Here is a 22,266-nt window from a genome sequence, read left to right as displayed (position 1 = left end):
GCTCTCAGAAGTTGATGCCGTCGACGGCAGGCGCGATGTACGAAGTTCTGCCCGAATTGTCGGCGGGTGCTTCCTCGCGCTGCGCGGGACGCAGATCGATATCGGGGATCTCGTGGATCTCCTCGGTCCGGACATGCTTCGACGTCGGTCGGGCGAGATCCTCTGCGGAGACACCCTCGGTGAACTGGGTGGTGACCGCGACGAGTCCGCAACCGACGCGTGTCCGCGAGTAGAGCTCACCGGCCACCGCCGAGGCACCGCGCATCGTCGCAGTGTCGGTGAAGGCCGCGCGGTCGAGGAAGCCACCCTCGGTCGGCACCCCGACCCCGGCGAGGAAGTCGTCGATACCGGAGCGATGGACGGTGCCGTCGATGCGGTACTCGATGACGTCGAGAAGGTCGCGTGCGAGTTCGGTGCGAGGACCGGTGAGTTCGCTCATCGCCCGCTGCCAGAGCACTGCCGCACCGGTCGACTGCACCCGGCCGCGGTAGAACATGAGCGACCATTCGTCGAGGGGAGAGCCCGAGCCGGCACCGGCCTTGGTGGTCAGCAGGCTCGGGTCGCGGGTGATGTCGTGTGCTACCCCGCCGAGAGCCACACCGGCTCCTGCCGAGACCGTGTCCCATGGTTCGGTGAGCCATCCGACGGTGAACAGATCCTGCCGTAGCTGATCGGCGACGCGAGCGATCTTGTCGTCGTCGGGACTGCCGGATCCGATGGCACTGTGGCGCGGCAGTCCCCAGTCGATCCGCCGGCGAGCAGTCAGGACGTGCTTCGGCACACCGAGGGGCCGGGCCAGGAAGGCGCCGAGCGCGCGGCTCCACGACAGGTACTGCCGGTAGGCACCGGTCAGAACCTCGATCTCGCGCAGAGCCGCACGAAGATTCACTCGGTCGGCCTCGTTGGCGGCGGTGATGGCTTCGCGGCTCGCCAGCAGATCCTCGAGGTATTGCTGCGCCTTCTGGCAGATCAGCGTGACAGCGATGGCCCACCCGATGACACACAGGGCGATGATCGGGCCGCCCGCCCACCAGGAGATGAACTCCTTCCACGCGAGGACACCTGCCAGCACGCCCAGCACGAGCGCGATCAACGTTGCGATGCGCACGCGCCAGAACATCCGCCTCTGAACCTCGGCGCTCTCCTCGGCAGGGTCACGCAGGGCTTCGACACCCTTGATCCGCTCGAGCAGTGTTCCCGCTTCGGTGATGTCCGCGCTGAGCCGGCTGGTGAGAATGGAGCCGAAGGACACCGCGAAGCTGTGGCGCCGCTTGGCAGCCCACGTCTGGATCGCTGCGCCGGTGCGTCGCGCGTCGAGACCGATCACCGGATCCTGCTCGAGACCACGAAGTGTGGTGCGGAGCTCCTCGACACCGAGGATGTCGGGGGCCTCCGCCACGTGCAACTGCGTCGTGGCGGAGACGACGCCGGGGATGTCGGTGAAGTCGTCATCAGGACCGGGCACGATGTCAGCGGCCGACCGAAGGACGGCACGATGCGCACCCACCTGGATCGGGGGCAGACCCGCCGATCGTTCACTGGCGTCGGCGAGTGTCAGCGCACCCCTGGCGTAATCCCGCCACAGGGCCGACAGGTCGGGTGCTGCTACTTGCGGCGTGCCCTTCGCCTCGTCGAGCGCCGCGCCGAGCTGACGCGAGGCCGATTCGTACTCGGTCCACGACACGCGTTGACCGTCGGCGTCGACACCGCCCACGAGGACCCGGTATGCGCCGGGCGTCGATCCGAACAGTGCTCGCTGCGCGGCGGAGGCCACTGACGTCGAAGCACGGTGGATCGCCCGCGTGATGAGGAGGGACGGAGCATTCTTCAGCACCGCGAGAAGAAAACGTCCGGTCATCCGCACCGCGTCCATGAAGGTGATGGTGCGGACGTCCCGCTTCGGGGGCGCGCTCTTTCGCGGACTGGTCAGCAAGTGTCCGTGCTTGACCCACACGGCGTGGGCCATCTGCCGGGTCGCTGCCGGAACATCATCGGCGTAGAGCACCGCGGTGCCCGCGTCGCGCGGAAGCGGGAGCTGTCCGTCGAACTCCAGCAGTTCGGAGTGCAACCGGTGTTCGGCGTGCGAGGTGTCGAGGCGGCGGTAGAAGGACCGCACCACGCGCAGCGAGTTGCCAGGCAGGACGGGAGCATCGTCGAACGGGGTGTGCTCGATGTCCGTCCACAACCCGGTGATGCCGGCGATCACCGGTGCGGCCTGGCGGCCCACATCCACCGGATCGTGCGTTGCCGTCAGCGACTCGTGGCCCATGCCGGGTCCACGGGAGTCCTCGGGTGCGACGAGCAGGTTGTGCCAGCCGGCCAGAGCGGGGATCGCGGAAGCAGGCTGCTCGTCGGCAGGACGACGCAGCAGAACCCGCAGTCGCACGCACCGCGCGCCTCCGGAGTTCGACGACAACAGCTCGGCGAGCATCGTCTCGGTGGCCAGACGTACCGGTACAGCGCCCGGCCCACTCGGCACCAGGACGCACAGTCGAACCAGGTCGTAGTGACGTGAGGCCAAGACGTCCTGAAGCGTGACCGACTGGGAGATTCCTCGCTCGGTCTCCACGGCCGGCACCCGGGTTCCGGCGCCATCGATCTCGGAGTCGTCCACCCACACGAACGAACCCACGAGTTCCGCTGTCGAGAGGTCGCGCAGGACGTCCCGAACGCCGTCGGCCGGACCGACCGAGCCGACGAAGACCGTCAGAACGCTCTTGCTCTCCGTCGCCATCTCAGAACTGCCCCATGTCCGGGATTCGGAAGGTCTGCGCCGAGGTGGTCGCGGTGCTCACAGCGGGAGTGACGGTGTCGACGTGCTCGGGCTGCTCGGCGCGAGCCTTGCATTCCTCGACCAACGCGATGAGTTCGCCTGTCGCCCAGTACACATCGGCAGCGATGTCGCGGTAGATCGGGGTCTGGGACGCCTGCTCACGCACCGTGATGGTCGAGAACACGCCTCCGCCGGGTGCTCCCTCCCGCCCCGGTGCCAGATAGTGCTGGCCGGTCAGATCGCGGACCTTCGTCAACCAGGCGATCGCGTTCTTCGCGCGTGCATCGATCGAGACACCCGCGCCGGTGTCGGCGACCTGGGACTGCCAACCGGTTCCCGTGTCGCCGGTGCGCAGCCAGTCGGTAAGCACGGACTTGGCCGACACCTCGAGGATGCCGCTCGCCGGCTTCTCCGCCGACGCGTCGTAGATCCCTCGCAACGCGCGGTAGGGAGCCATCGACGACATGACAGGCGACTCGTGCGAGCGAGCCATCGCGATCAACACCGATTCCATGACGGCGGGAAGCCAGTCGTTGTTCGCAAGGAACCGTGCCGGCGGGGTGAGCAGCGGGTTCGGGAAGTCCACCCAACTCGACGTGGCACCGTCCCACACGCGGACCGGCTCGTCGTAGGGCTCGGAGGGCAGACGCAGTCGACCCGTCACCAATCCGAGGAACCACCCGGCAGTCATCGCGCGCCGTTCACTCTCGTGCATCGGCAACGACGCGGCGAGCGGACGTGCACGACGCCACTGCCAGAACGCTTCCTGCTGCGCCGGAGTGGAATCCGCCCACTGCTTCGCGGCCGGAGCGAGCACGGAATCGTATGCCAGCGGGGAGTAGTTCGGATACGAGCCGAAGATGTCGATGCGAGTGAGCTTGTCCTCCTCGGACAACAACCGGACGAACTCCGACCGGGTCTCGTGATCGATCATCGGGTTCTTCTGCAACACCTGCGACAGAGCATCCGCCACAGGGAGATTGAGGAACGGGATCGACGTGAACTTGTAGCGGTACTCGATCTGCTGACCGGGATGCAGCGCCTCGAGAGCCTGCTGGTTCACACTCGCCAACGGTCGAGCGAGCGAGAGCGCCTCGACGAACTTGGAGCGGAGACGCTCGCGACGCTCGTCGAGTGCGTACTCGGGCACCGAGATGTCCTCGATGTACTCACGCAGGGAGACCCGGCAGAACCTGTCGAACGACTCCCCCGTCCTGGCCACGAATTGCCGTGCGCGTTCGAGCAGTTCGGCCGGTCGCACGTGCACGTCGAACCGCGCGGCGGAGGGCACGAGGGCTTCACGGGTACCGGGATCGAACGGGAAGGCACGAGTGCGCCATGCCGAGGTGCGTTCGAGCAGCGGGTGCTCCTCCCCCGGCGGCCGGCTGCCGTCGATGGTGGCCCAGATACCGGTGACCACCTCGGCGACCGCACGTTTGACGGACTCTTCGAACGGCGGAGTGCCCAGACCGTCCGACGCCACCGCCAGCGGAAGGTCGGACCGGTACTGATCCATGAAGTCGGCCGACGGAGTGAGCATCACTTCGTTGTTGGCCTCGGCGAAACGCTTGGGGACACGATCACTCTTGTCGGCCGGCCAGGCGCCGTACTGGTCGGTGGCGAGGCGGGCGAGTCCGACGTCGCTCGCCGGCTTGCTCCGCGCCTTGCGCAGCGCCGTCTGAGACTCGTTGAGGGCGTCGAGCAGCGGCTTGAGGATTTCCGGCACGAGTGCGGCCGCGACCTCGGAAACCTTGCCGGACAACGACGCGTACAGCTGGCGGTAGACGTTGTTGCTGCAGCTGGAGATCACCCGTTCGAGGAGGTCGGCGTCGCTCTCGATGTTGCCCTTGAGCGCGGAGAGCATCTGCAGGGTGTCGGCGGACTGGACGGTGATGTCCTCGGGCGCGTGGCGCGAGAGTTCCTCGGCACCGGCCCGGAGCTGGTCCTTCACCAGAATCGACAGCCTGTTGACCACTGCCGTCGCGTAGGGCAGTCCGAGGTCGGCAACCGCCTTGGCCACCTGCTGCTCGATGCGCTGCGCCAGTCCTCGGTGCCACTGGAAGGCGTGACCGAGCGCATGCTGTTCGGCCGAGTTCACCAGTGCCTGACGACGCGCCGCGAGTGCTCGCCGGACCTCGGGAACCCACTGCGACGCGCTCAGGCCACTGCCGGACGGAAGGTAGGCTCGCAGCTCGGTTTCCACGATCTGACGTGCCATCCGCTGGCCTTCCGCCGACGGAAGAACGCTGTCGGTCAACCACGGTCCGACACCGACCTGCGCTCCGGCGGGATTGTTCTGCATGACCGGCAGTCCCATGTTCGTCAGCAGTGTCTGCCACTGGCTGTCGAGGATCGCATTGACCTGGTCCTCGTCGGAGGCAACGCTGGCCGCGTTGCGGTGGCCATCGAGCAGACGATCCACGGTGCTGCGCGCCAGTCGCTGAGCGGAGTACTCGGCGTAACGGTCGCGTCCCATGCTCAGGCTGGAGAACCCGTAGGTGCCCCACGGCAGGTTGTCCCACTGCCCGCCCCAGCCGATGTTCTCGCGCTGGCCGGACAGACCCGCACCGTTGGTCAGGTCGTATTGCACGAACTGGCGGGTCGCGGCGCCACTCATCATCATCCCGGCGAGACCACGTGCGAGACCGCGGTAGATCGCCTTCTGCGAGCCGTCACCGAAGGGTGCACCCTCCACACCCACGCGGCGACCGACGGGGAACACGCGGGCGAAGGGCACCTTCTCGCCTTCACCGGCCTGCTGACCGAGCGCCCGCAGGATCTCGACGTCGTGTTCGCGTGCGGAGCCGAGCTGGCTGGCGACGATCTCGCCGAGCATCGCGAGCGCGTTCGCGCGCACACCGGTCGTCGCGCTGCGGCCGAGGCCGTCGAAGATGTCGGGAGCCACCATGAACACGCCCATCAGGCGCGGGTCGAGCTTGGGGATGAGGGTGAGCAGTCGGCAGATGTCCAGTGCCATCGATGCGCCGGCACCACCGGCCATCGACGAGACGACCAGGACGATCGGCGACTCCTCCTGCTCGAAGCTTCCCCCGCCGGGGATCTTCATGGCAGACATATCGGTCGCCGTCTGCACCGTGAACAGCTGGTCCCACGCCTGCTGCAGCGTGTCGCGGATGCCGCCGGCCTTGCTCAGGGTGATCATGCGACCGAGGGCCCGATACTGGCCGGCACCCGAGCCGATCGGCACCGTCACCGCGGAAGGGTCACGGGGTGCCCAGGTCGCGATCTCGTGGAGGCTGTTCCGTGCGCCCAACTGATTGCTCAGCGCATTGTCGAGCACGGCATACGAGTCGCCCTGCGGACCGCTACCGAAGTAGTAGCCGCCCTGGTCGCGCACATTGCCCAGACCGTCCGGGCCGGCCTCGGGGGCGGTGGGCACGTCGACGCTGACGAACTGCCAACCGCCCGGAATCTTGTCAATGCCTACAGCAGCGAGATCGGACCGCAGCTGGTCCATCATGTACGCGAGGGTGACGGCACCGGATCCGCCGCAGCCAACTACCAGAAATCGCCTCATTGCGGTCCTTCCGAATCGAGATAGAGAGTTGTTGCGCGGCCGTCAGGAACCGGGCGGACGGAACGGGTCGAAGGGTTGTCCCGGCGGTGTCGAGCCGGGACCGGTCGGCGGTTGGCCACCGAAGCCGGGGCCACCGGTGAACGGCGGCGGAGCACCGAAGGTCGGAGCCGAAGGTGTCCCCGGTGCGGTGAACGGATCGAACGGAGACGCGGGGGCACCCGCCGTCGCCGGCTGAGGCGAAGTCGGGTTCTGCGGGGTGTTGCTGTCGGAACCCTGTGCGCGGGCCCGCAAGTCGTCGATGATCCGCGGTGCTCGCCGACCTGCCTCGTCCACGAGTCCCCGTACCCGTTCGTTCGACGCATTGGCACCGACGAGCAGGAGCAGGACCGCCTCGTCGACGGGTCCCTTGGGGTCGTGGAGCAGCACCCAGTTGTTGTGCACCGCGAGAGGCAGACGTGCCTGGCCGGTACTGCGATCGGTAGCGGGAGTCGCACCCGAAGCGCCGAGCATCCCCTCGGCACGAACGAGGACGTAACCGGCGCCGACGGGCGACATACCCATCTTGGCTTCGAGGCGAGCTCCGTCGACGTCGAGGTTTCGAGCCGGCTTGTCGAGGTTGCGGACGATCTCTCGCAGGTCGTTGTCGTTGAGGGTGAACGGTCGACCGTCGCGCAACAACCCACCGTCGGACACTCGCACGAGGAAGCTCTGCGACTTGAGGGTTTCGGCCGGGATGCGAGACGCCCACCACTTGAGCGCATACAGGATGGCGAAGGGGATTCCGACACCCAGGAGGAACACCGCCAGGAAGCCCAGCAAGAAGCGTGTGGTGTCGAGCGGCTTGAGCAGATCCGCCGTGAACGGAACGTCGACGGGCATCGCGCGATCCGGCTCGCCTTCAGGGGCGATCATCAGACGGACCGCACCGTTGAAGGCACCGTTGCCCGCTTCCGGGACAGCGAGTTCGAGGGGCAGCGTGCCGCTCGTTCCTTCCTCGATGGTGAGGCAGTTGTCCGGCGAAGTGGCTCCGCCGACGGTGAGTGCGGCATTTCCGACGCCATCGGGAATTGCATCGATACGGACGGGCGAGGCAGGGTCGACCCACACGCACCCGGGCCCCTGGATCACGAGCTCGCCGGGGAAGGTACCGGCACCTTCCACCTGCCCGAAGTCGATCCGGCCGGGCACCGTCGGGTAGCCGATCGGCGGAGCCAAGTTCAGCGGCACGTCCACGTACTGCGGCGTGAGGTCGGTGCCGGGAGCGATCACGGAGCCCGACTCGTCGGTGGCGTCCGCCGTGGTCACTTCGAGGACGAGACGCAGTGTCGCCTCACCGGGCGCCACGTTCGTCAAGTCCAGCTCGATCGGCTCACCGATCGCGTCCTTGGAAACCCCGGACGCCAACGTGTGATCGACCTGCGCCGCGTCGGTGAGCGACACGCCCAGGTACGCGGATCCGAGAAGCTCGGACGGATCGATCTCCTCACGGTCGGAGTCGACGATTCCCAGTCGGACCGCGGACGTGACCTCACCGGCGTGGATGGCGGTGACGTCCTGGCCGAGCAGCGCCGGGAACAGGTTTCCGGAGATGTGGATGTTCGACTTGGAGCGGGCAGCCGGCTCGGACCCGTCGGGGTCGACGAACACGAGAGCCCACATACCCTGCCACTCGCCGGCGGCGTTCTCCGGCTGTTCCATCGTGAACGACACCGAGCGATCGGAGAGCCAGCGGTAATCGACCGCGACGCCGTCGACCGACGAACCGGACTCTGCCGCGGTGTAGGCCATAGGGAGCTCGTCGCCACTCGGGCTGACGAGCGTCGGCACCAGACCTTCGGCATCGGCGAATCCGAGAACCGTGACGGAGCCGATCGAGTCGTCGAGCACGAAGCGGTGCTGCGCCTCCTCGCACACCTCGTAGGCGCAGACACCCGTCTCGTTCTCGAGCGGAGCCTGACCGGGGCTGCTGAAGGCGTCGAATGCGAACAGCAGGTCGTCGATGTTCTGCGCGAGGTAGAAGTCGCCCGGCGTGGGTTCGGTGCGCGCACCACACGCTTGACCGGCCACGGGCTCGCCTGTCGCGATGGAGCGCATCAGGTCGAAGTCGGCGGCCTGCGCGGTGCCGTTGGCGAGGCCTACCGCGAATGTCGCGATACCGGACGACCGCAACTGGTCGGCGACGCCTGCGGGTCGGCAGATGGACTCGCGTGCCGCGCCGACGACCTGGGCGACACCTTCGTCGGTGGACAGCGAAAGCCCCGGCGCATAGGGCTTCTCCCCGTCACGAGCGGTGAAGTCGAGTTTGCCGTCGGAGAACCACGCGATGGCCTGGCACGAAGTGGAGCCTCCGGACGAGTGCTCCGCCAGTGCGCTTCGGGCGCCGTCGAGCGCGAGCCAGTAGTCGGTGTCGAGCCCGGACGTCCGTGAGCGGAACGCATCGACTTCGGATTGCAGTTCGCCCAGCGTTCCGGGCTCCAAGCGGGTCCACGGGGCATGCATCGTGAACTCGGACGAGAAGCCCGCCACGGCGACATCGAGCGCGACACCTGCGGACGCACCGAAGGAAGCAAGCTGGCCGAGAAGGTAATTCGCGGCTTCGACGCGGGCGGCATCGGGGTCCGACTGCTGCAGACTGCCCGATTCGTCGATCATCAGGAGCAGGTCGCCCTCGCGTTGCGACGCCAAGCAGCCACCGAAGTCGGCCACCGCGGTCTCACGGGGTTGGCCGGACGCCGTTGGCGCGATCAGCAGGCAGCCGAGGAGAACGATGATGACGGTTGCAAGCTTCTTCACAGTCGACCGAACCAATCCGCAATCTGCCATGCGCCGAGGAGCACTCCCGCCGCCGCGCATGCGACGGTTACCCAATAGATGACCTGTGCCGCTTTCAACGGCTGATAGACCGGAAGAGCACGTTGCTTCGTGTCCGCGATCATGTACGTGGCGAGGAGCAGAGCGGCGATGGGACCGGCGAGGGCCCAGCCTGCGACAGCGAAACCCGCGGAGCCGAGCGCGAGTGCGATGATCGCCAGAACCAAGCCCGCGACGGCGACCGCGCACGCCGCGACGACGCGCCCGACGGGGGTCTTGCCCTGCGAGAATCCGGACGAACGCACCGGTTGTTCGGAAGCGAACACATCGGTTGACGCGAATGCCGGCGACGACGCTCCCGGCCCGAACGGGTCCGGGTGGGAACCGAAGGTCGGAGCGCTCCCCCATGCAGGTCCGCTCGGGGTCGTCGATGGTGTGTCTATCCCGTCTCGCGAACTCGAGTACTCGCTGAAATCGAACGGGTCGGACGGTGACTGCACAGGCTTCTCTCGGGGGCTAGCTTCGGACCGATTCCTTGGCGAGTACATCCCGGCAGGTATCGGCGTTATTGATCCTTCAATCGGGGCATAGTCACTCTCCGTTACGAACGCTAAAGGGATCGTTATCCCAACGTAATATCGTGCGCAGTTGGTCCCGCCGATGCAGAGGATTTGGTCCTCTGCAGACGCTGAGATCTCGACGATCCGCCCCTCTCCTCCCCAATCCGGCCGTCCATGCCATGCGGACGGGACCGGCGGTTGATTTGTCCGGGTCGAATGGCACACTGTGCCGACCACATGAAGGAGAGCTCATGGTCCTACCTCTGATTCCGGCCGCGCTGATCGCCATCGGCGCCGTGACGGGCGGCGGCGGCGTCGCGCTCAGCGGCAAAGGCATCGCCGACCGCAAGAAGGCTTCGGACCAGCTACGCAGGGCTCAAGAGCAGTACACCAAGCGTCGCGACGCGATCGAAGAACGCGTCGGGAAGACCAACGCCCACCTCGAAGCGTTGGGTGCTCAGCAACAACAGGCTCTGATCGACGTGGTTGTGCGCATGGCGGAGTTCTTGCGTCGACACGAGAAGCAGGTACGGGAGAACGAGCGGTTGCTGGCCGACGGTCTCCAGGCCGGCATCGCCCGGGTCGACGGCCCGAACGGCCTCGACCTGAATCTGGGCGGTTGGCTCGGCGGAGCCATGGCATCGGTTGCGACCGGTGTCGGCACCGCATCCGCAGTGTCAGCGGCCGCGACCAGCTTCGGTGTCGCCAGCACAGGTGCTGCAATATCGGGACTGTCGGGAGCAGCCGCGCAGAGCGCCGCAATGGCATGGCTCGGCGGAGGCGCGCTCTCGGCCGGCGGTGGCGGTGTGGCACTCGGCGCGGCCGCGCTGAATGTGGTGACGATCGGTCCCGCTCTGCTCATCAGCGGATTCGTCATCAAGGGGCAAGGCCAGAAGGCACTAACCGAAGCGGCCGAGTTCCAAGTCAAGATCGACATCGCGAATGCCGAATTGGGCACCACCGACACCCTCTTGACCGCCGTCGACCATAGAGTCGACGAATTGCGCTCCGTGCTCGGCACACTGACTGTCAAGGCAGTCGCAGCCCTGGACGTGCTCGAGTCCGAGCCCTTCGATGCACGGGCTCATGCGTCGCGCTTCCAGAAGGCGATGGCATTGTGCGTGGCCGTCCGGGATGTCGCCGCGACCCCCATTCTCGACGAAGACGGCGAACTGACCGAGAACAGCGCGAATCTGACGGTGCGGTACCGCCCGATGACAGAAGGAGACGACCGTGGCGCCGAACAAGGCTGACCGGAAGGTGTACGAGGGCGAGGTACTGGGCTCGGTGAAACGCAAGATTGCTGCGGTCGACGGTTTCGCAGCGCTCTCGCAGCTGGTCACCGCCGCGCAGGAATGCATCGAGATCCACGCCGTCGAACAAACGAAACGCACCCGCCTGCACACATACGCAACCGCGGAAGTTCAGCGCATCAAGTCGGCCGAGTCCATTGTCAGAGACTACTTCGAGCAGTCCTTCGCCGAACGCCGCACAACCTTCGATGCCTTGTTCTCCCGACTGGATGAGGCACTGGAGCAAGAGAATTCACAGGTGATCAGCGAGGTCCTACGAGGGATCGTCGACATCGCCAAGACCTCTCCCCTGGCCGACCTCGGTGATCTCGGGCAGATTCGCGCGGCGCTCGATGATCCCGATCAGGTGTGGGATCTTTGAGTCGTCTCGTTGCCTCTCTCAGTCGACCATGACCGCAAAACGACCCCAATCGGTGAATTCCCAATCCCATCGTCGACATACCCGCTCACGTGAGAGCTCAGGGCGGGAGGGATCAAGGATCATCAGCTTCGAATGGCGTTCGGAGCCTACGACGATGGCGAGGAGGTAGGGCGCTGAACTGTTCAACATCAGTGACATCTCGTTGTTCGTCAGCGCGAAGCGAGCATCAAGCGAATCGACCTTCTTGACCTCGATATTCACCCGCTGCCCTGATGGGTCTGCACCTTCCAGGTCGTAACCGACGTTCTGTGTGCTCACGTCGCGCAGCGACCAACCTCGCCCGTTCAGGTACTGCATCGTTGCGACCTCGGCGGTACGCCACTGCGTCATCACTGCACCCATAGAGTTGGTCGCCGACGCGAGAGCGGAAGGACGACTCACCACGACCTCGCTTGTCACAGACTGCGACTCCTGAGCAGGGAGCAATTCCACGAGTGCTTGTTCTGTAGGTGTCAGCGAGCGCCCATGAACCCGCGCCAAGTCCTGGAAATGCTTACCGAGGCGCGTACGCAGCTGTTCCGATAATTGAGAGGCGACTGGCTCGTCAGCAAGTGCCGACAGATCAAGCGTTTCCAACCCGAGAACTGCTTTGAAGGTCCTCGCCGCTGCTTGATTTGCAGCGGAATACAGCGCTGCAGGCGCCCCGCCCGGGAAAATCGTCGATACATCTTTCTCTTCGAGAACCACGCTGGAGTACTTGAACGACGGTCGATGCTCCATCATCTCATCGCGCAGCGAACTCAGTAAGACTTGACTCGCACTTCCGGTCGCGGATACCAACAGGCTCCGGATGTCCTCGCCCTGCAGGATGAGTTCCCATAACCGCTCGAATGTCGACGTGCCCGGATTTCTCAACGCATAAGCGATCGCTCTGGCAGCATCGCGCAAGACTCTGGTTGTCGACTCGTCTGCTACGACGGCGTGAGTTCTCGAGGGGTCGGTCAACATGTCGCCAGAGATGACTACCGGAAGTCCCACTTCGTCATTGAGAGGCAAGAAGCATGCCAACCGCCCGCGGACGCTGGTGAGTGCGAGTGCGCGCGTATTCATGGGGACGGCTACGGTCGCGGCGCCTTCCCGCAAGATTGCGAAGTCGGCATCGCTCCCGGAGCTACGGACCACCACCCGATCATGGGCCCGTTCGATGCTGACCTGCATTTCGTCATCGCGAGAGCGAACCAGAACTGTGCGCACGTTTCGGAGGAAGAGCAGACTGATGGGGTCGAGCTCTCCCAGGCCATCACCGGCATCAGGCGTCCTCGTAACTGTGAACGACGCCCCACCTAACCACGGGGTCTGCTCGATTCCTACAGGGATGCGAATCAACGGCACCGAATCGAGCGCTTGCTCTCTCAGCAGCTCGGCGGCCAATGCCTTATCGAAGCTGAAAGTGACGTCACCTGAACGAACCTCAATCTTGGAAGCTACCGCAGCCAGGGATTTGAAACCGATTCCGCGGTATCCGATGGAGGCATCACCGCGAGTCTTTGTGGAGCTGGCACTTCGACACAAAGACTCGATGTCGGCTCCGTCCATCACACGGCCGTCATTACTCCAGGAGAACGTGCCGTCAGGACTTTCGACGACCGTGACCGTCGAGGACCCCGCATCGTCGGAATTCTGAAGTAGCTCGTACGGCACTCGATTCCGGTAGGTCTCCGCCAAGAGACCCTCCATCCGAGCGATCTCCCGAAAGAGGCCCGGTGCCTGTAGGTGTTCATCGATCAAAGTGTCCTGCAGCTGATGCAGGAACAAGTCCGTGGCACTCATTCGTCCGCATCCACAATGCGAACGACGACGCGGGTGGGCTTTCCGGACATGTCCTCCACATCCAGGTTGTCCTGCGCGACCCAACGAGGCGGTCGCCCAGGCAATTTCCCACCCTTCTGTACCCGAATATGCGCATAGGTTTGAAATCCGCTGGTGGCAATCAGGAACCCTTCGCCGTCCAAGACCTCGACTTCGATTTCAGGAACTCCTACCTCGAACGGGCACTCCCCTTCCAATGTAGGAGTCTCGTCCCTCCAATCATCGTCGGCCACGTAGTCGTCGAGCAGCTGCTGTGCAGTGCCGAATTCGAACACACCCTCCATGTGAACGCGGAGAGTTTTCGAATAGCTTTCAGGAACGATCTGCGCGGAAACGTTCGACACACGTGCCCTTACACCCGCACGAGTGGTGTCGTCGATGACGTTGACTTCTACTTCTGCACCCTCCCTCGTCGGGAGCTCGAAGTTGGAATCCACCTCCGAGATATCAAAGGCTGTGAGCCGAAGATGCAGATCGGCAGGACTCAACGGTTCACTGCACTCCCATCTCCGACTTGTCTCGGAGAATCTCAGCGGACGTTTCCGCGCCTTCTTCTCCGTCTCGAAAAGGGCCCGCTCGTAGGTAGGCGGAGTGTTGCTGCCTTTGCGGCTGAACACCAGAAGAGGAGGCGGGGCATAGTCGCTACTCGTGAACTTATCCGACCTGTCCTCAGGCAGGAATCGCACGGTGCCGGACACAACGACTTCTTGCCGGTAGTCGTTCTTACCGTAAGTCTTGGTGACCAGTCGAGCCTGAACCTCGTCGACCTGCCATCCGACCAGGGACAGGGCCAGCTCATCCACCTCGACGTCGAGCGGCTCAGCACTCTTGTCTTTCCCCAAGGCCGTTCTCCTAGATCTATCCCGCCAGTGATGACTACTGGATACTCAGCTTCGACCCGGCACCAACGACTGTGGCACTTCCGGTCGCGAATAACCTACGCAACTCCCGTCGGAATGGCCAGATCATGTTCAAGCTTCGAACGGAGCGAGTCGATGACAGGACGTTCCTACTTGGAACGAATCCCCTGGGAAGACGGATGACCGGTGAAACCCTGGGTACGGACCAGGCGCGCACCGACTTTGAAAGATGTGTTCGTGAGTAGGCGGCGGAACCCACGATCCGGACGTATACCACCCAAGTTGCAGATTGTGCCCTACTGACATACCCCAATCACGCGGAGGGTCGATATTCGGCGTACACGTTCCGTATTAGTTACTGTCGCATCGTGACCGCTCCCGCCACGCCCGTCGAAATCGACGAGTCGAGTAAGGACACCCGACGCCACCTCTCCGTCTTCGGCCTCGACTTCGTCGGCCTTGTCGTCGCCCTGTTCTTCTTCGCGTGGAGCCTGAGTCCCTCCCTCATCCCTCGCGAGTGGTATTTCCAGGGACTCATCAGTGGCGTAACAGGCATCGTCGGTTACGGCATCGGTGTCTTGGTGGCCTTCCCCGCTCGCCGATGGATCGCACCGCGGCTCACGTGGTGGCGACGGCGCCACACGGTCCGCCGCATCGCCGAGGTGATGGTCGCTCTCGTCGCGGTAGGGACACTTCTGGGGAGCCTGCTCGCCGCGGCGGAGTGGCAGAACGAGGTCCGTGCACTCATGGGCATCGAAACCACGACGGGCTTCGCGTACCTGCGGACCGGTCTGGTGAGTGTCATGATCTTCGCCGCCCTCCTTTACATCGCACGCGGATTGCGTTGGGTCGGACGACGCTTCGCGGAGTTCCTCGCGACCCGCCTGCGTGTTCCGGTCGCCGCGGCCGGCATCCTCGCACCGGTGATCCTCGTGCTCGCGGTGGTGGTGTTCGTCGACCAGGTTCTGCTCGCGAGCAGTTCTATGGCAGCACGCATCGTGTTCGCCGACGACAACAACAGCACCGATCCCGGCGTGGAGCAGCCTCAGATTCCCGAGCGGTCGGGCAGCCCGGCGTCGCCGTCGACGTGGGAGAGCCTCGGGCGTCAGGGGCGTACGTTTGTCGCGGGCGGGATGGACGCCGAGGAATTGACCGAGCTGAACGGCGCTCCCGCGCTCGAACCCATACGGGTGTACGCGGGACTCGAAGCCGACGGCACCACCGATGAGCAGGTGCAGTTGATCTTCGACGAACTCGACCGCACGAAGGCGTGGGAGCGCGAGATCCTCGTGGTCGCCGGCACCACCGGAACCGGGTGGGTGAATCCGTTCGCTTCCGATTCGATCGAGGCGATCTACAACGGCAACTCGGCGATCGCTGCGATCCAGTACTCCTTCCTGCCGAGCTGGATCTCCTTCCTCGTCGACGGCTCCGCAGCGAAGGCGGCCGGTAACGCACTGATCAACGGGGTACACGAACGCTGGTCGCAACTGCCGGAGGACCAGCGCCCGAAGCTGGTCGTCTACGGCGAGAGCCTCGGCTCGCAGTCTGCCGAGGCGGCCTTCGACGACCTCGCCGACATGCGCAGCAAGATCGACGGCGCACTTTTCGTCGGGCCTCCAAACTCGAACCAGCTGTGGCGCAGCATCGTCGACCATCGCGATCCCGGCAGCCCCGAGGTGCTTCCCGTCTACGAGGACGGTGTCGCGGTGCGGTTCGCCTCCGACCTGCAAACGCTCGAGGACCAGCAGGGACCGTGGAACGACCCGCGGGTGCTGTATCTGCAACACGCGTCCGATCCGGTGGTGTGGTGGGGACCGGGACTGCTGTTCGAGCGACCCGACTGGCTCGCCAAACCTCCGGGCGCGGATCGCTCACCGTCGATGCGGTGGTACCCGATCGTCACCTTCGCTCAGGTCGCGGCCGACATCATGGTCGGCACCTCGCCGCCTGTCGGTCACGGGCACAACTACGAGGACCTCATCCCCTACGGCTGGGCCGCCGTGACGTCGCCCGAGGGGTGGACGTTTGCCGACACCCAGCGGATTGCCGAGGCCGTCGAACAATTGAACACCTCGGACGAGTAGCCAACACGGCACGCTGCTTGAGGATCTTCGGGGCCGGCATTCTCGGAATCGAGGACGACGCGCGCGCGAAGGCGGTCTTCGACGCATTGCCGTCGGGCGGATGATGCCGCAAATTCACCCTCGTTCTTACTGACCGTTTCAGAATGAGTTCGGCGTGGTAGATGGCGTTCCGGGACGGTTTCGGGCACCGTGTCGAGAGTGTCTGTTGATCTTGTTCCTGACGATCTGTGGGAGCGTGTAGCTCCGCTGCTTCCGCCCAGATCTGCCCGCCGGTTCCGGTTTCCGGGGCGCAAGCCGGTCGACGACCGGGTCGCCCTGGCCGGCATCATGTTCGTTCTGCGCACCAACGTGGCCTGGCGTGATGTGCCGGCAGAGACGATCGGGTGCAGCGGAGTGACCTGCTGGCGCAGGTTGCGGGAGTGGACCGAGGCCGGGGTGTGGCCGCGGCTGCACGAGATGCTGCTCGCGGAGCTGCGAGCCGCCGGGTTGCTTGAGATGGACGACGTCGCCGTCGACGGCTCGCACGTGCGGGCCCTCAAAGGGGGGATCACACGGGACCCTCACCGGTCGATCGCGGCCGCACCGGCAGCAAGCACCATGTGATCGTCGACCGGCACGGAACCCCTCTTGCGGTGTCGCTGACCGGCGGAAACCGCCACGACGTCACTCAACTGATGCCGCTCGTCGAGGCGATCCCCCGTATTCGAGGCCGGCGGGGCCGGCCGCGGAATCGGCCCCGCCGGTTGTTCGCCGACCGAGGCTACGACTACGACAAGTACCGAAACCTGCTTCGCGAAAAGGGGATCACCCCGATGATTGCCCGCCGAGGCGCCGCGCATGGCTCCGGGCTCGGCAAGGTCCGCTGGGTCGTCGAGCGGACCTTCGCTTGGTTGCACCAGTTCAAGCGTCTGCGAACACGTTCCGAGGTACGAACGGACTTGCATCAGGGGCTGCTCGAACTCGCGTGCAGCATCATCTGTTTGAGGCGACTGCGGAGATCATTCTGAAACCGTCAGTTAATCCGACCAACCGAGTTTCTTCCGCGTTTCTCGCACCACGCCGTGATAGAACATCGGTATTGCTCGTGAATCGACTCAAGAATGCGAACCGAAGTACGTCGATTCACCGGTACCGGAAACTCGTCGACGCGGATCTGCCGCGGAGTGGTGTCGCGCATGTGCACGTGAGTCGTGTGGATCGGCCCATCCGGCCGGGACCGGCAAGCACGCCGAACCTTCTCGTAGTCCGACACCACATATACGAAAGATCCCCGAAGACAACGCCTTCGGGGATTCTTCGGCGCTCGCGGACTACTGGCCGCTGAGGCTGCTGATGCTGCCGATGAGCTCCATGAACGGGCCGAGCAGCTTCGCCAGCTCGATGAGGGTCTGAAGTTCTTCCATGGGGGACTCCTGTCACAGGGGGAATTACGCGCAACGAGACTCGCTGCGCATCAATAAATATCAGGAACCCGTGTACTTCGCTGAAGAAAGCGCGTGAAAAGACGCACTGTAACGTTCCCAATCGAGAAACGATGTGACCGAGTCGATTCAGTAGTCGTCCGTCCCCGCAATCATTCGCGTACCCGGATCGACAATCTCACCGACGACCGTTGCATCCGTCCGACCGACTGATTCGACGAACTCGTGCGGCTGCCCGTCAGTGCGGAACTCGATCGACGGCCGGGACAGTTCTGGCGCAGGAGTATCCACTCGACCGGGCGTGATTCCGCGACGCTCCAGCTCCTCCCAGAGTCCTGACAGGGCTGCGACCGGGTCGAGGTAGTACTCCGATTCCCGGACCCGCCAGAACTTCCAACCGCTGCGGTGCAGTTCGCGCTCCCGCTCCAGATCGGCGCTCTGCCGTTCGGGGCTGGTGTGCCACTGTTCGTCGTCACAGGCGACGGCCAGCTTGCCTGCCGCCCCGGTCACGACCAGATCGATGAAGTGACCGTTCACCTCGACCCGCGGGTTCACGTGATAGCCGCGGGCGGCGACGTCGAGGAAGACGTCCTGCTGGAAGAGGCTGTCGAACGCCTCGTGCCGCTCGTCGCGCGTCACGCCGTCGGGCATCGGCTCGGCCGGCCGCGGGGACGTCGTCCGCATGTGGGTGAGCAGCGAGTACCGCAGGTCGGTGCGGCGCAGCGTGTCGATGGTCCTCGAATGGAACAACCACAGCTGGTCCTGGGCACGCGACGCCGCCACGTTGAACCGTCGCTGGTATTCGGTCCGCGTCAACGCCGCGATGTTCTGTTCGGGCGCGACGACCATCGACAGGAACACCACGTTCCGCTCGTCGCCCTGGAAGTCCGGGGGCGTGCCGACGCGTAGCCTGCGCTCCTCCCACTGCTCCGGGGTGAGCCGATCCAGCAGTTCGTTCTGGATGATGTCGACCTGCAACTGCCCCTGCAACACCACCACACCGAAGGTCTTGCCGTCGTAGGCGGGATCCTCGACGCACTTCACGAGCGTGTCGACGAGGGCATGCGCCTCGGCGTAGTTCGTCAGCGTCGAGTTCTGCCCGGTGACGGCCCCGTCCTCGACGAGGGTGGTACGCAGCGGCTGCAGACGATCGGAGCCGTACTGCCGCATGGGGACCAGCGGGTCGTCGGCGTAAAACTGGTCACTGGACCACGCGATGATCTCCGGCATCGACCGGAAGTGCTCGCGCAACCGGACGATGCTGCCGAACCGCGACCGCAGCAACGAGAACAGGCTCGATCGCGGAGTGAAGCTGTCGCGCAGGTAGTTCGGAATGTCGGGCAGGTACGAATCGAGACGGCTGAACACCCCGTCGAGTGCACCCAGCGACACCGCGCTCGGCGCACACTGCTTGTCGTCGCCGACGACGATCACGCGCGGCGCCAACCACAGCAGGAACAGGCTGCTGATGTCGGTCTGGCTCGCTTCGTCGACGATGACGACGTCGAACGAATTCTGTTCGGGCGGAATCGAAGCCAGCACCTGCTGCAACGGCATCACCCAGGCCGGCACCGCACCCTGCGCGACCTGCATGGCCTCACGCGCCGCCGCCCGATAACGCTCCGCGTAGCGGCCGGTGCCCTTACCGATGCTCGCGATGTGATCACGGTACGAATGGAGCGCCTGGACCTGCTCGGCGGTCGTGCGGTCGAGACACGCGCTCCACGCCTTCTCCTCGACGAGCTCCGTCGTCAGACGCGCGACGTCCTTCTCGAGTGCGTCGAGGTCGCGCTCGAACTGTCCGTCGTCGCTGCGCTCGTGGAAGCGTCGCACCCACTCGTCCGCCCGTCGCCACGCCCACGCCTCGTCGATGTCGGCGAGACGAACCGGCCAGGCCAGGCTCAACGGATTCTCCGCGAGGGCCTGAGCGAGAGCCGGTGCCGCGGTGGTCAGGCGCGCATGGAGGGAGACGAGTTCCAGCTCCTCGCGCTGCTCCCCCGCCGCCCGATCCCACGCGTCCAGGGCCGCATTGATGGCGTCGAAGTCTGCGTCGTGGAAGGCGCGTGCCAGCGCGCGGCCTTCGGGCGACGCTCCCCCGGAGATCTGGCCCCGCACGTACATGCCGATGGATTCGAGCCAGTTCTTGCTCGCTTCCGCGGTGCCCGCTGCGGCGATGGTCCGTGCCGACTCGGCGGTGGCCCGCGCCTGCTCGATGCTCGTGATCCGCGGCGCCCCCGGATGGACTTCGCGCAGTGCCGATTCGACGTCGTGCACCCGGGCCACGAGATTGTCGACGATGGCGCGATCCCGATCGAGGAACGCAAGGGTACCGACCGCACGGCTGCGCGACTCGTCGAGCTCGATGTCGATACCGAGGTCGCGGAGGACCACCCGCGCGACCCGGATCGCCTCGAGCGCACGCAGATGTTCGGCGACGATGCGCGCCGTCTGGGCGGTGGTGGCCGCGACACCGTCGACGGTCGCGATCTCACCGAGTGCCTCGACAGCGGATTGCTCGTCGCTGCGCCGGAATCGGGTGAATCCGCTGCGCCACGTATCGCCCGCCTCGAGTTTGCGGGCGAGCGCGTCGTACGCCTCGAATGCCTGACGTCCCGTCACCGCGATGTCCACCGAGCTTGCCCCGACGATCCGGTCGGCCTCCTGCGCGGCCTGCACGAGCCTGGCGAGCTCGGCGGTCTTCCCCCACAGGTGCTGGGCGCGGCCCGACAGGACGTCGTCGGCGACGCGCTGGATCCGCGCGTCGAGCCGATCCGCGTCCTCCAGGGCACCCTGCAGCTGCTCGCACAGGTCGCGGATACGGCCGAGCGCTTCGAGCGATGCACCCTCGAGGATCCGCAGCAATCCCTGCGTCTCCCCGTTGGTCGTCCCGCTCGACGCCTGGGAGACGGCGGCGCACGCGTACTGCAGTTCCCTCTGGGTGGGCAGGGACAGTTCGGGGAAACGCTGCTGGCGACGGCGCGCGCGCTCGACGCTCGACCGCTGGTGCAGCGAGTGGAGGGTGACGAGTTCGTCGACCGTCAGCGGCGAGGTGTCGGTGAGCAGAGGCGCGGGCAACCACGCGTACTTGGCCTCGTACGCGCGGACCCGCCGGACGATCGACGCAGCCGTCCCCTCGTAGCCGGCGGCGACGTCTGCGTGAACCTCGGTCTCCTCCGCGCGCGCCTGCCGGATCTGTTCCATCAGCGTCGCGCGACGCTGGAGGGCGTCGTTGCGTTGCGCGGTGAGCTCGTCGATACGTTCCTGCGCGCGCCGAACGTTGAATTGCGCCTTGCGGATAGCGATTTCGCTGACACTGCGAGTGAGTTCGACCGTGCCGCCGTGCACGGGGTCGGTGACGGCCACGCACAGTTCCTGCAGCTCGGACGGGAGCTTCTCCCGGAGCACGCGCAGCGCCTGCGCCTTCTCACTGGTGACCAGCACACGCTGCCCACGCGCGAGCAGCGCCGCGACGATGTTCGCGATGGTGTGGGTCTTGCCGGTACCCGGCGGACCCTCGACCACGACACCGCTGTCGCCGGCGAGCCGGTCGATGATGTCGCGCTGTTCCTCGTTCGCGGGCAGCGGCAGCAGCTGCTCGCCGGTGAATTCGGTCGACGGCGTGCCGATGCGGTCGAGCCATGCGACCCGGTCGGCCGGTTCGATCGCTTCGACAAGCTGTGCCAACCCGAGCGGCACCGGATTCGAATCGTCGGCGGCCGCCTCGGTCATGCGGCTGTAGTACTCGATGAGCGCGTGGGCGCCGCGCTTGCGCAGCACGAGCACCGGCGACGGCGTCACGAAGGCATCCGACGACGACGCTTCGTCCGCACGATCGACGACGTCGACCGGCACGGTGAGCGCACGCTCGGCCCAACTCTTCAGGAACGCGCGGGCCGCGGGGTCGAGGGGCGACGCGACCTGGGTGACGAGTGCGTCGTGCAGTTCACGGACGCTCGTCGGGTCGAAGACCTCCAGGCCGGTGAGGAGCTGGACGTCCTCGAGCGACGGCCCGGCGCTGGGACTCAGCCGGACCACCAGGTCGCCGGAATCGCCCTGTCGCTCGATGAGCGCGGCTTGGGTGATCAGGTGCGTGTGGACCCGCGCGCCCGCCACCCCCTCGGAGAGGTGCAACAGACCTGACGCGACGACGAGTTCCAGCGATTCGGGCTGGTCCTCGAGGTCGAGCATCGCTCGCTGCAGGAAGGAATACAGATGGGAGGCGGCCTGCCGTTCACGGTCGACGATCGCCCACGTGCGCCAGTCCGTCAGCCAGGCGTCGAGACCGTCGATGCCGATGGCCTGGGGGTCGAGTTCGGGCTCGACGGCGGAATCCGCGATGTCCCCGTGCACGTACTTCGCGAGCTCGGCGGGCGGGCGCGGGGGCTCTTCGAGCTGAGCGCGACGCGCGCGCAGGACGATGTCGCCCGACGCGGCATGGGCACGCAGGCCGGCCCTGATATTGCCCTCCTCGAGGGACATCACGGCGCGGTGTTTGTCGACGACGCGGACGGGCGCACTGCGGGCCTTGACGAGCTCGGCCAGGAAGGCAAGCAGGCGCTGCACGCGATCCCTCAATTCGGGTTCGCTCTCGCCTGACTCCACTTGCACTCCACTCACCCTTGCGGACGTCCTTCCACCCGTCCACGGAGACGGGCATGTCCACCTTAGAAGTC

Annotated in this window: 11 protein-coding genes; 4 read left to right on the top strand and 7 right to left on the bottom strand. The window is 65.6% G+C overall.

What is annotated here, in order from left to right; genetic code table 11:
- Positions 1–4 precede the first annotated feature (4 nt).
- From B9C99_RS01785 to B9C99_RS26060, 4 genes are read right to left on the bottom strand one after another with little or no spacing between them, the layout of a single operon-like run.
- Positions 5–2,734, bottom strand: coding sequence for a magnesium transporter (locus tag B9C99_RS01785; RefSeq protein ID WP_253249943.1), 2,730 nt, complete (start codon positions 2,732–2,734; stop codon positions 5–7).
- Between the two features lies 1 nt (position 2,735).
- Positions 2,736–6,311, bottom strand: a complete 3,576-nt coding sequence (locus B9C99_RS01780) for a tubulin-like doman-containing protein (RefSeq protein ID WP_088896773.1) — start codon at positions 6,309–6,311, stop codon at positions 2,736–2,738.
- Positions 6,312–6,353: 42 nt separating this feature from the next.
- The gene (locus tag B9C99_RS01775) at positions 6,354–9,104 is read right to left on the bottom strand and encodes a vWA domain-containing protein (RefSeq protein WP_088896772.1); all 2,751 of its coding nucleotides are present in this window, start codon (positions 9,102–9,104) and stop codon (positions 6,354–6,356) included.
- Complete coding sequence (locus B9C99_RS26060) at positions 9,101–9,448, bottom strand: hypothetical protein (protein WP_253249942.1); 348 nt, start codon at positions 9,446–9,448, stop codon at positions 9,101–9,103. Before B9C99_RS26060 ends, B9C99_RS01775 begins: the two co-directional genes overlap by 4 nt.
- A gap of 413 nt (positions 9,449–9,861) precedes the next feature.
- Here B9C99_RS26060 and B9C99_RS01765 point away from each other — a divergent pair, with 413 nt between their 5' ends.
- Both B9C99_RS01765 and B9C99_RS01760 read left to right on the top strand, forming a co-directional pair.
- The gene (locus tag B9C99_RS01765; RefSeq protein ID WP_301179086.1) at positions 9,862–10,935 is read left to right on the top strand and encodes a hypothetical protein; all 1,074 of its coding nucleotides are present in this window, start codon (positions 9,862–9,864) and stop codon (positions 10,933–10,935) included.
- Positions 10,916–11,356, top strand: a complete 441-nt coding sequence (locus B9C99_RS01760; protein ID WP_088896769.1) for a hypothetical protein — start codon at positions 10,916–10,918, stop codon at positions 11,354–11,356. Before B9C99_RS01765 ends, B9C99_RS01760 begins: the two co-directional genes overlap by 20 nt.
- Before the next feature lie 18 nt (positions 11,357–11,374).
- Here the strand turns inward: B9C99_RS01760 and B9C99_RS01755 are convergent, their stop codons facing one another.
- Both B9C99_RS01755 and B9C99_RS01750 read right to left on the bottom strand, forming a co-directional pair.
- The gene (locus tag B9C99_RS01755) at positions 11,375–13,186 is read right to left on the bottom strand and encodes a DUF3883 domain-containing protein (RefSeq protein WP_088896768.1); all 1,812 of its coding nucleotides are present in this window, start codon (positions 13,184–13,186) and stop codon (positions 11,375–11,377) included.
- A complete protein-coding gene (locus B9C99_RS01750; protein ID WP_088896767.1) occupies positions 13,183–14,067 on the bottom strand; it encodes a hypothetical protein in 885 nt (294 codons plus the stop codon). Before B9C99_RS01750 ends, B9C99_RS01755 begins: the two co-directional genes overlap by 4 nt.
- 386 nt (positions 14,068–14,453) lie before the next feature.
- Between B9C99_RS01750 and B9C99_RS01745 the strand changes: the two genes are divergently transcribed.
- Positions 14,454–16,172, top strand: a complete 1,719-nt coding sequence (locus B9C99_RS01745; protein WP_088896766.1) for an alpha/beta-hydrolase family protein — start codon at positions 14,454–14,456, stop codon at positions 16,170–16,172.
- A 198-nt stretch (positions 16,173–16,370) separates the two neighbouring features.
- Positions 16,371–17,179, top strand: a protein-coding gene (locus B9C99_RS01740) for an IS5 family transposase (RefSeq protein WP_088896765.1) whose coding sequence is annotated in 2 segments (ribosomal slippage) — positions 16,371–16,710 and positions 16,710–17,179 — 810 coding nt in all. Because the reading frame shifts where the segments join, the coding sequence is not laid out codon by codon here.
- A 543-nt stretch (positions 17,180–17,722) separates the two neighbouring features.
- Here B9C99_RS01740 and B9C99_RS01735 read toward each other — a convergent pair.
- Positions 17,723–22,156: an AAA domain-containing protein gene (locus B9C99_RS01735; protein ID WP_253249941.1), complete on the bottom strand. Its 4,434-nt coding sequence runs from the start codon at positions 22,154–22,156 to the stop codon at positions 17,723–17,725.
- Between the last annotated feature and the right edge of the window lie 110 nt (positions 22,157–22,266).

This window comes from Rhodococcus sp. BUPNP1 (assembly GCF_002215235.1).
In the GTDB taxonomy this organism is placed as follows: Bacteria; Actinomycetota; Actinomycetes; order Mycobacteriales; family Mycobacteriaceae; genus Rhodococcus.
This window is presented reverse-complemented; position numbering and strand designations above follow the sequence as displayed.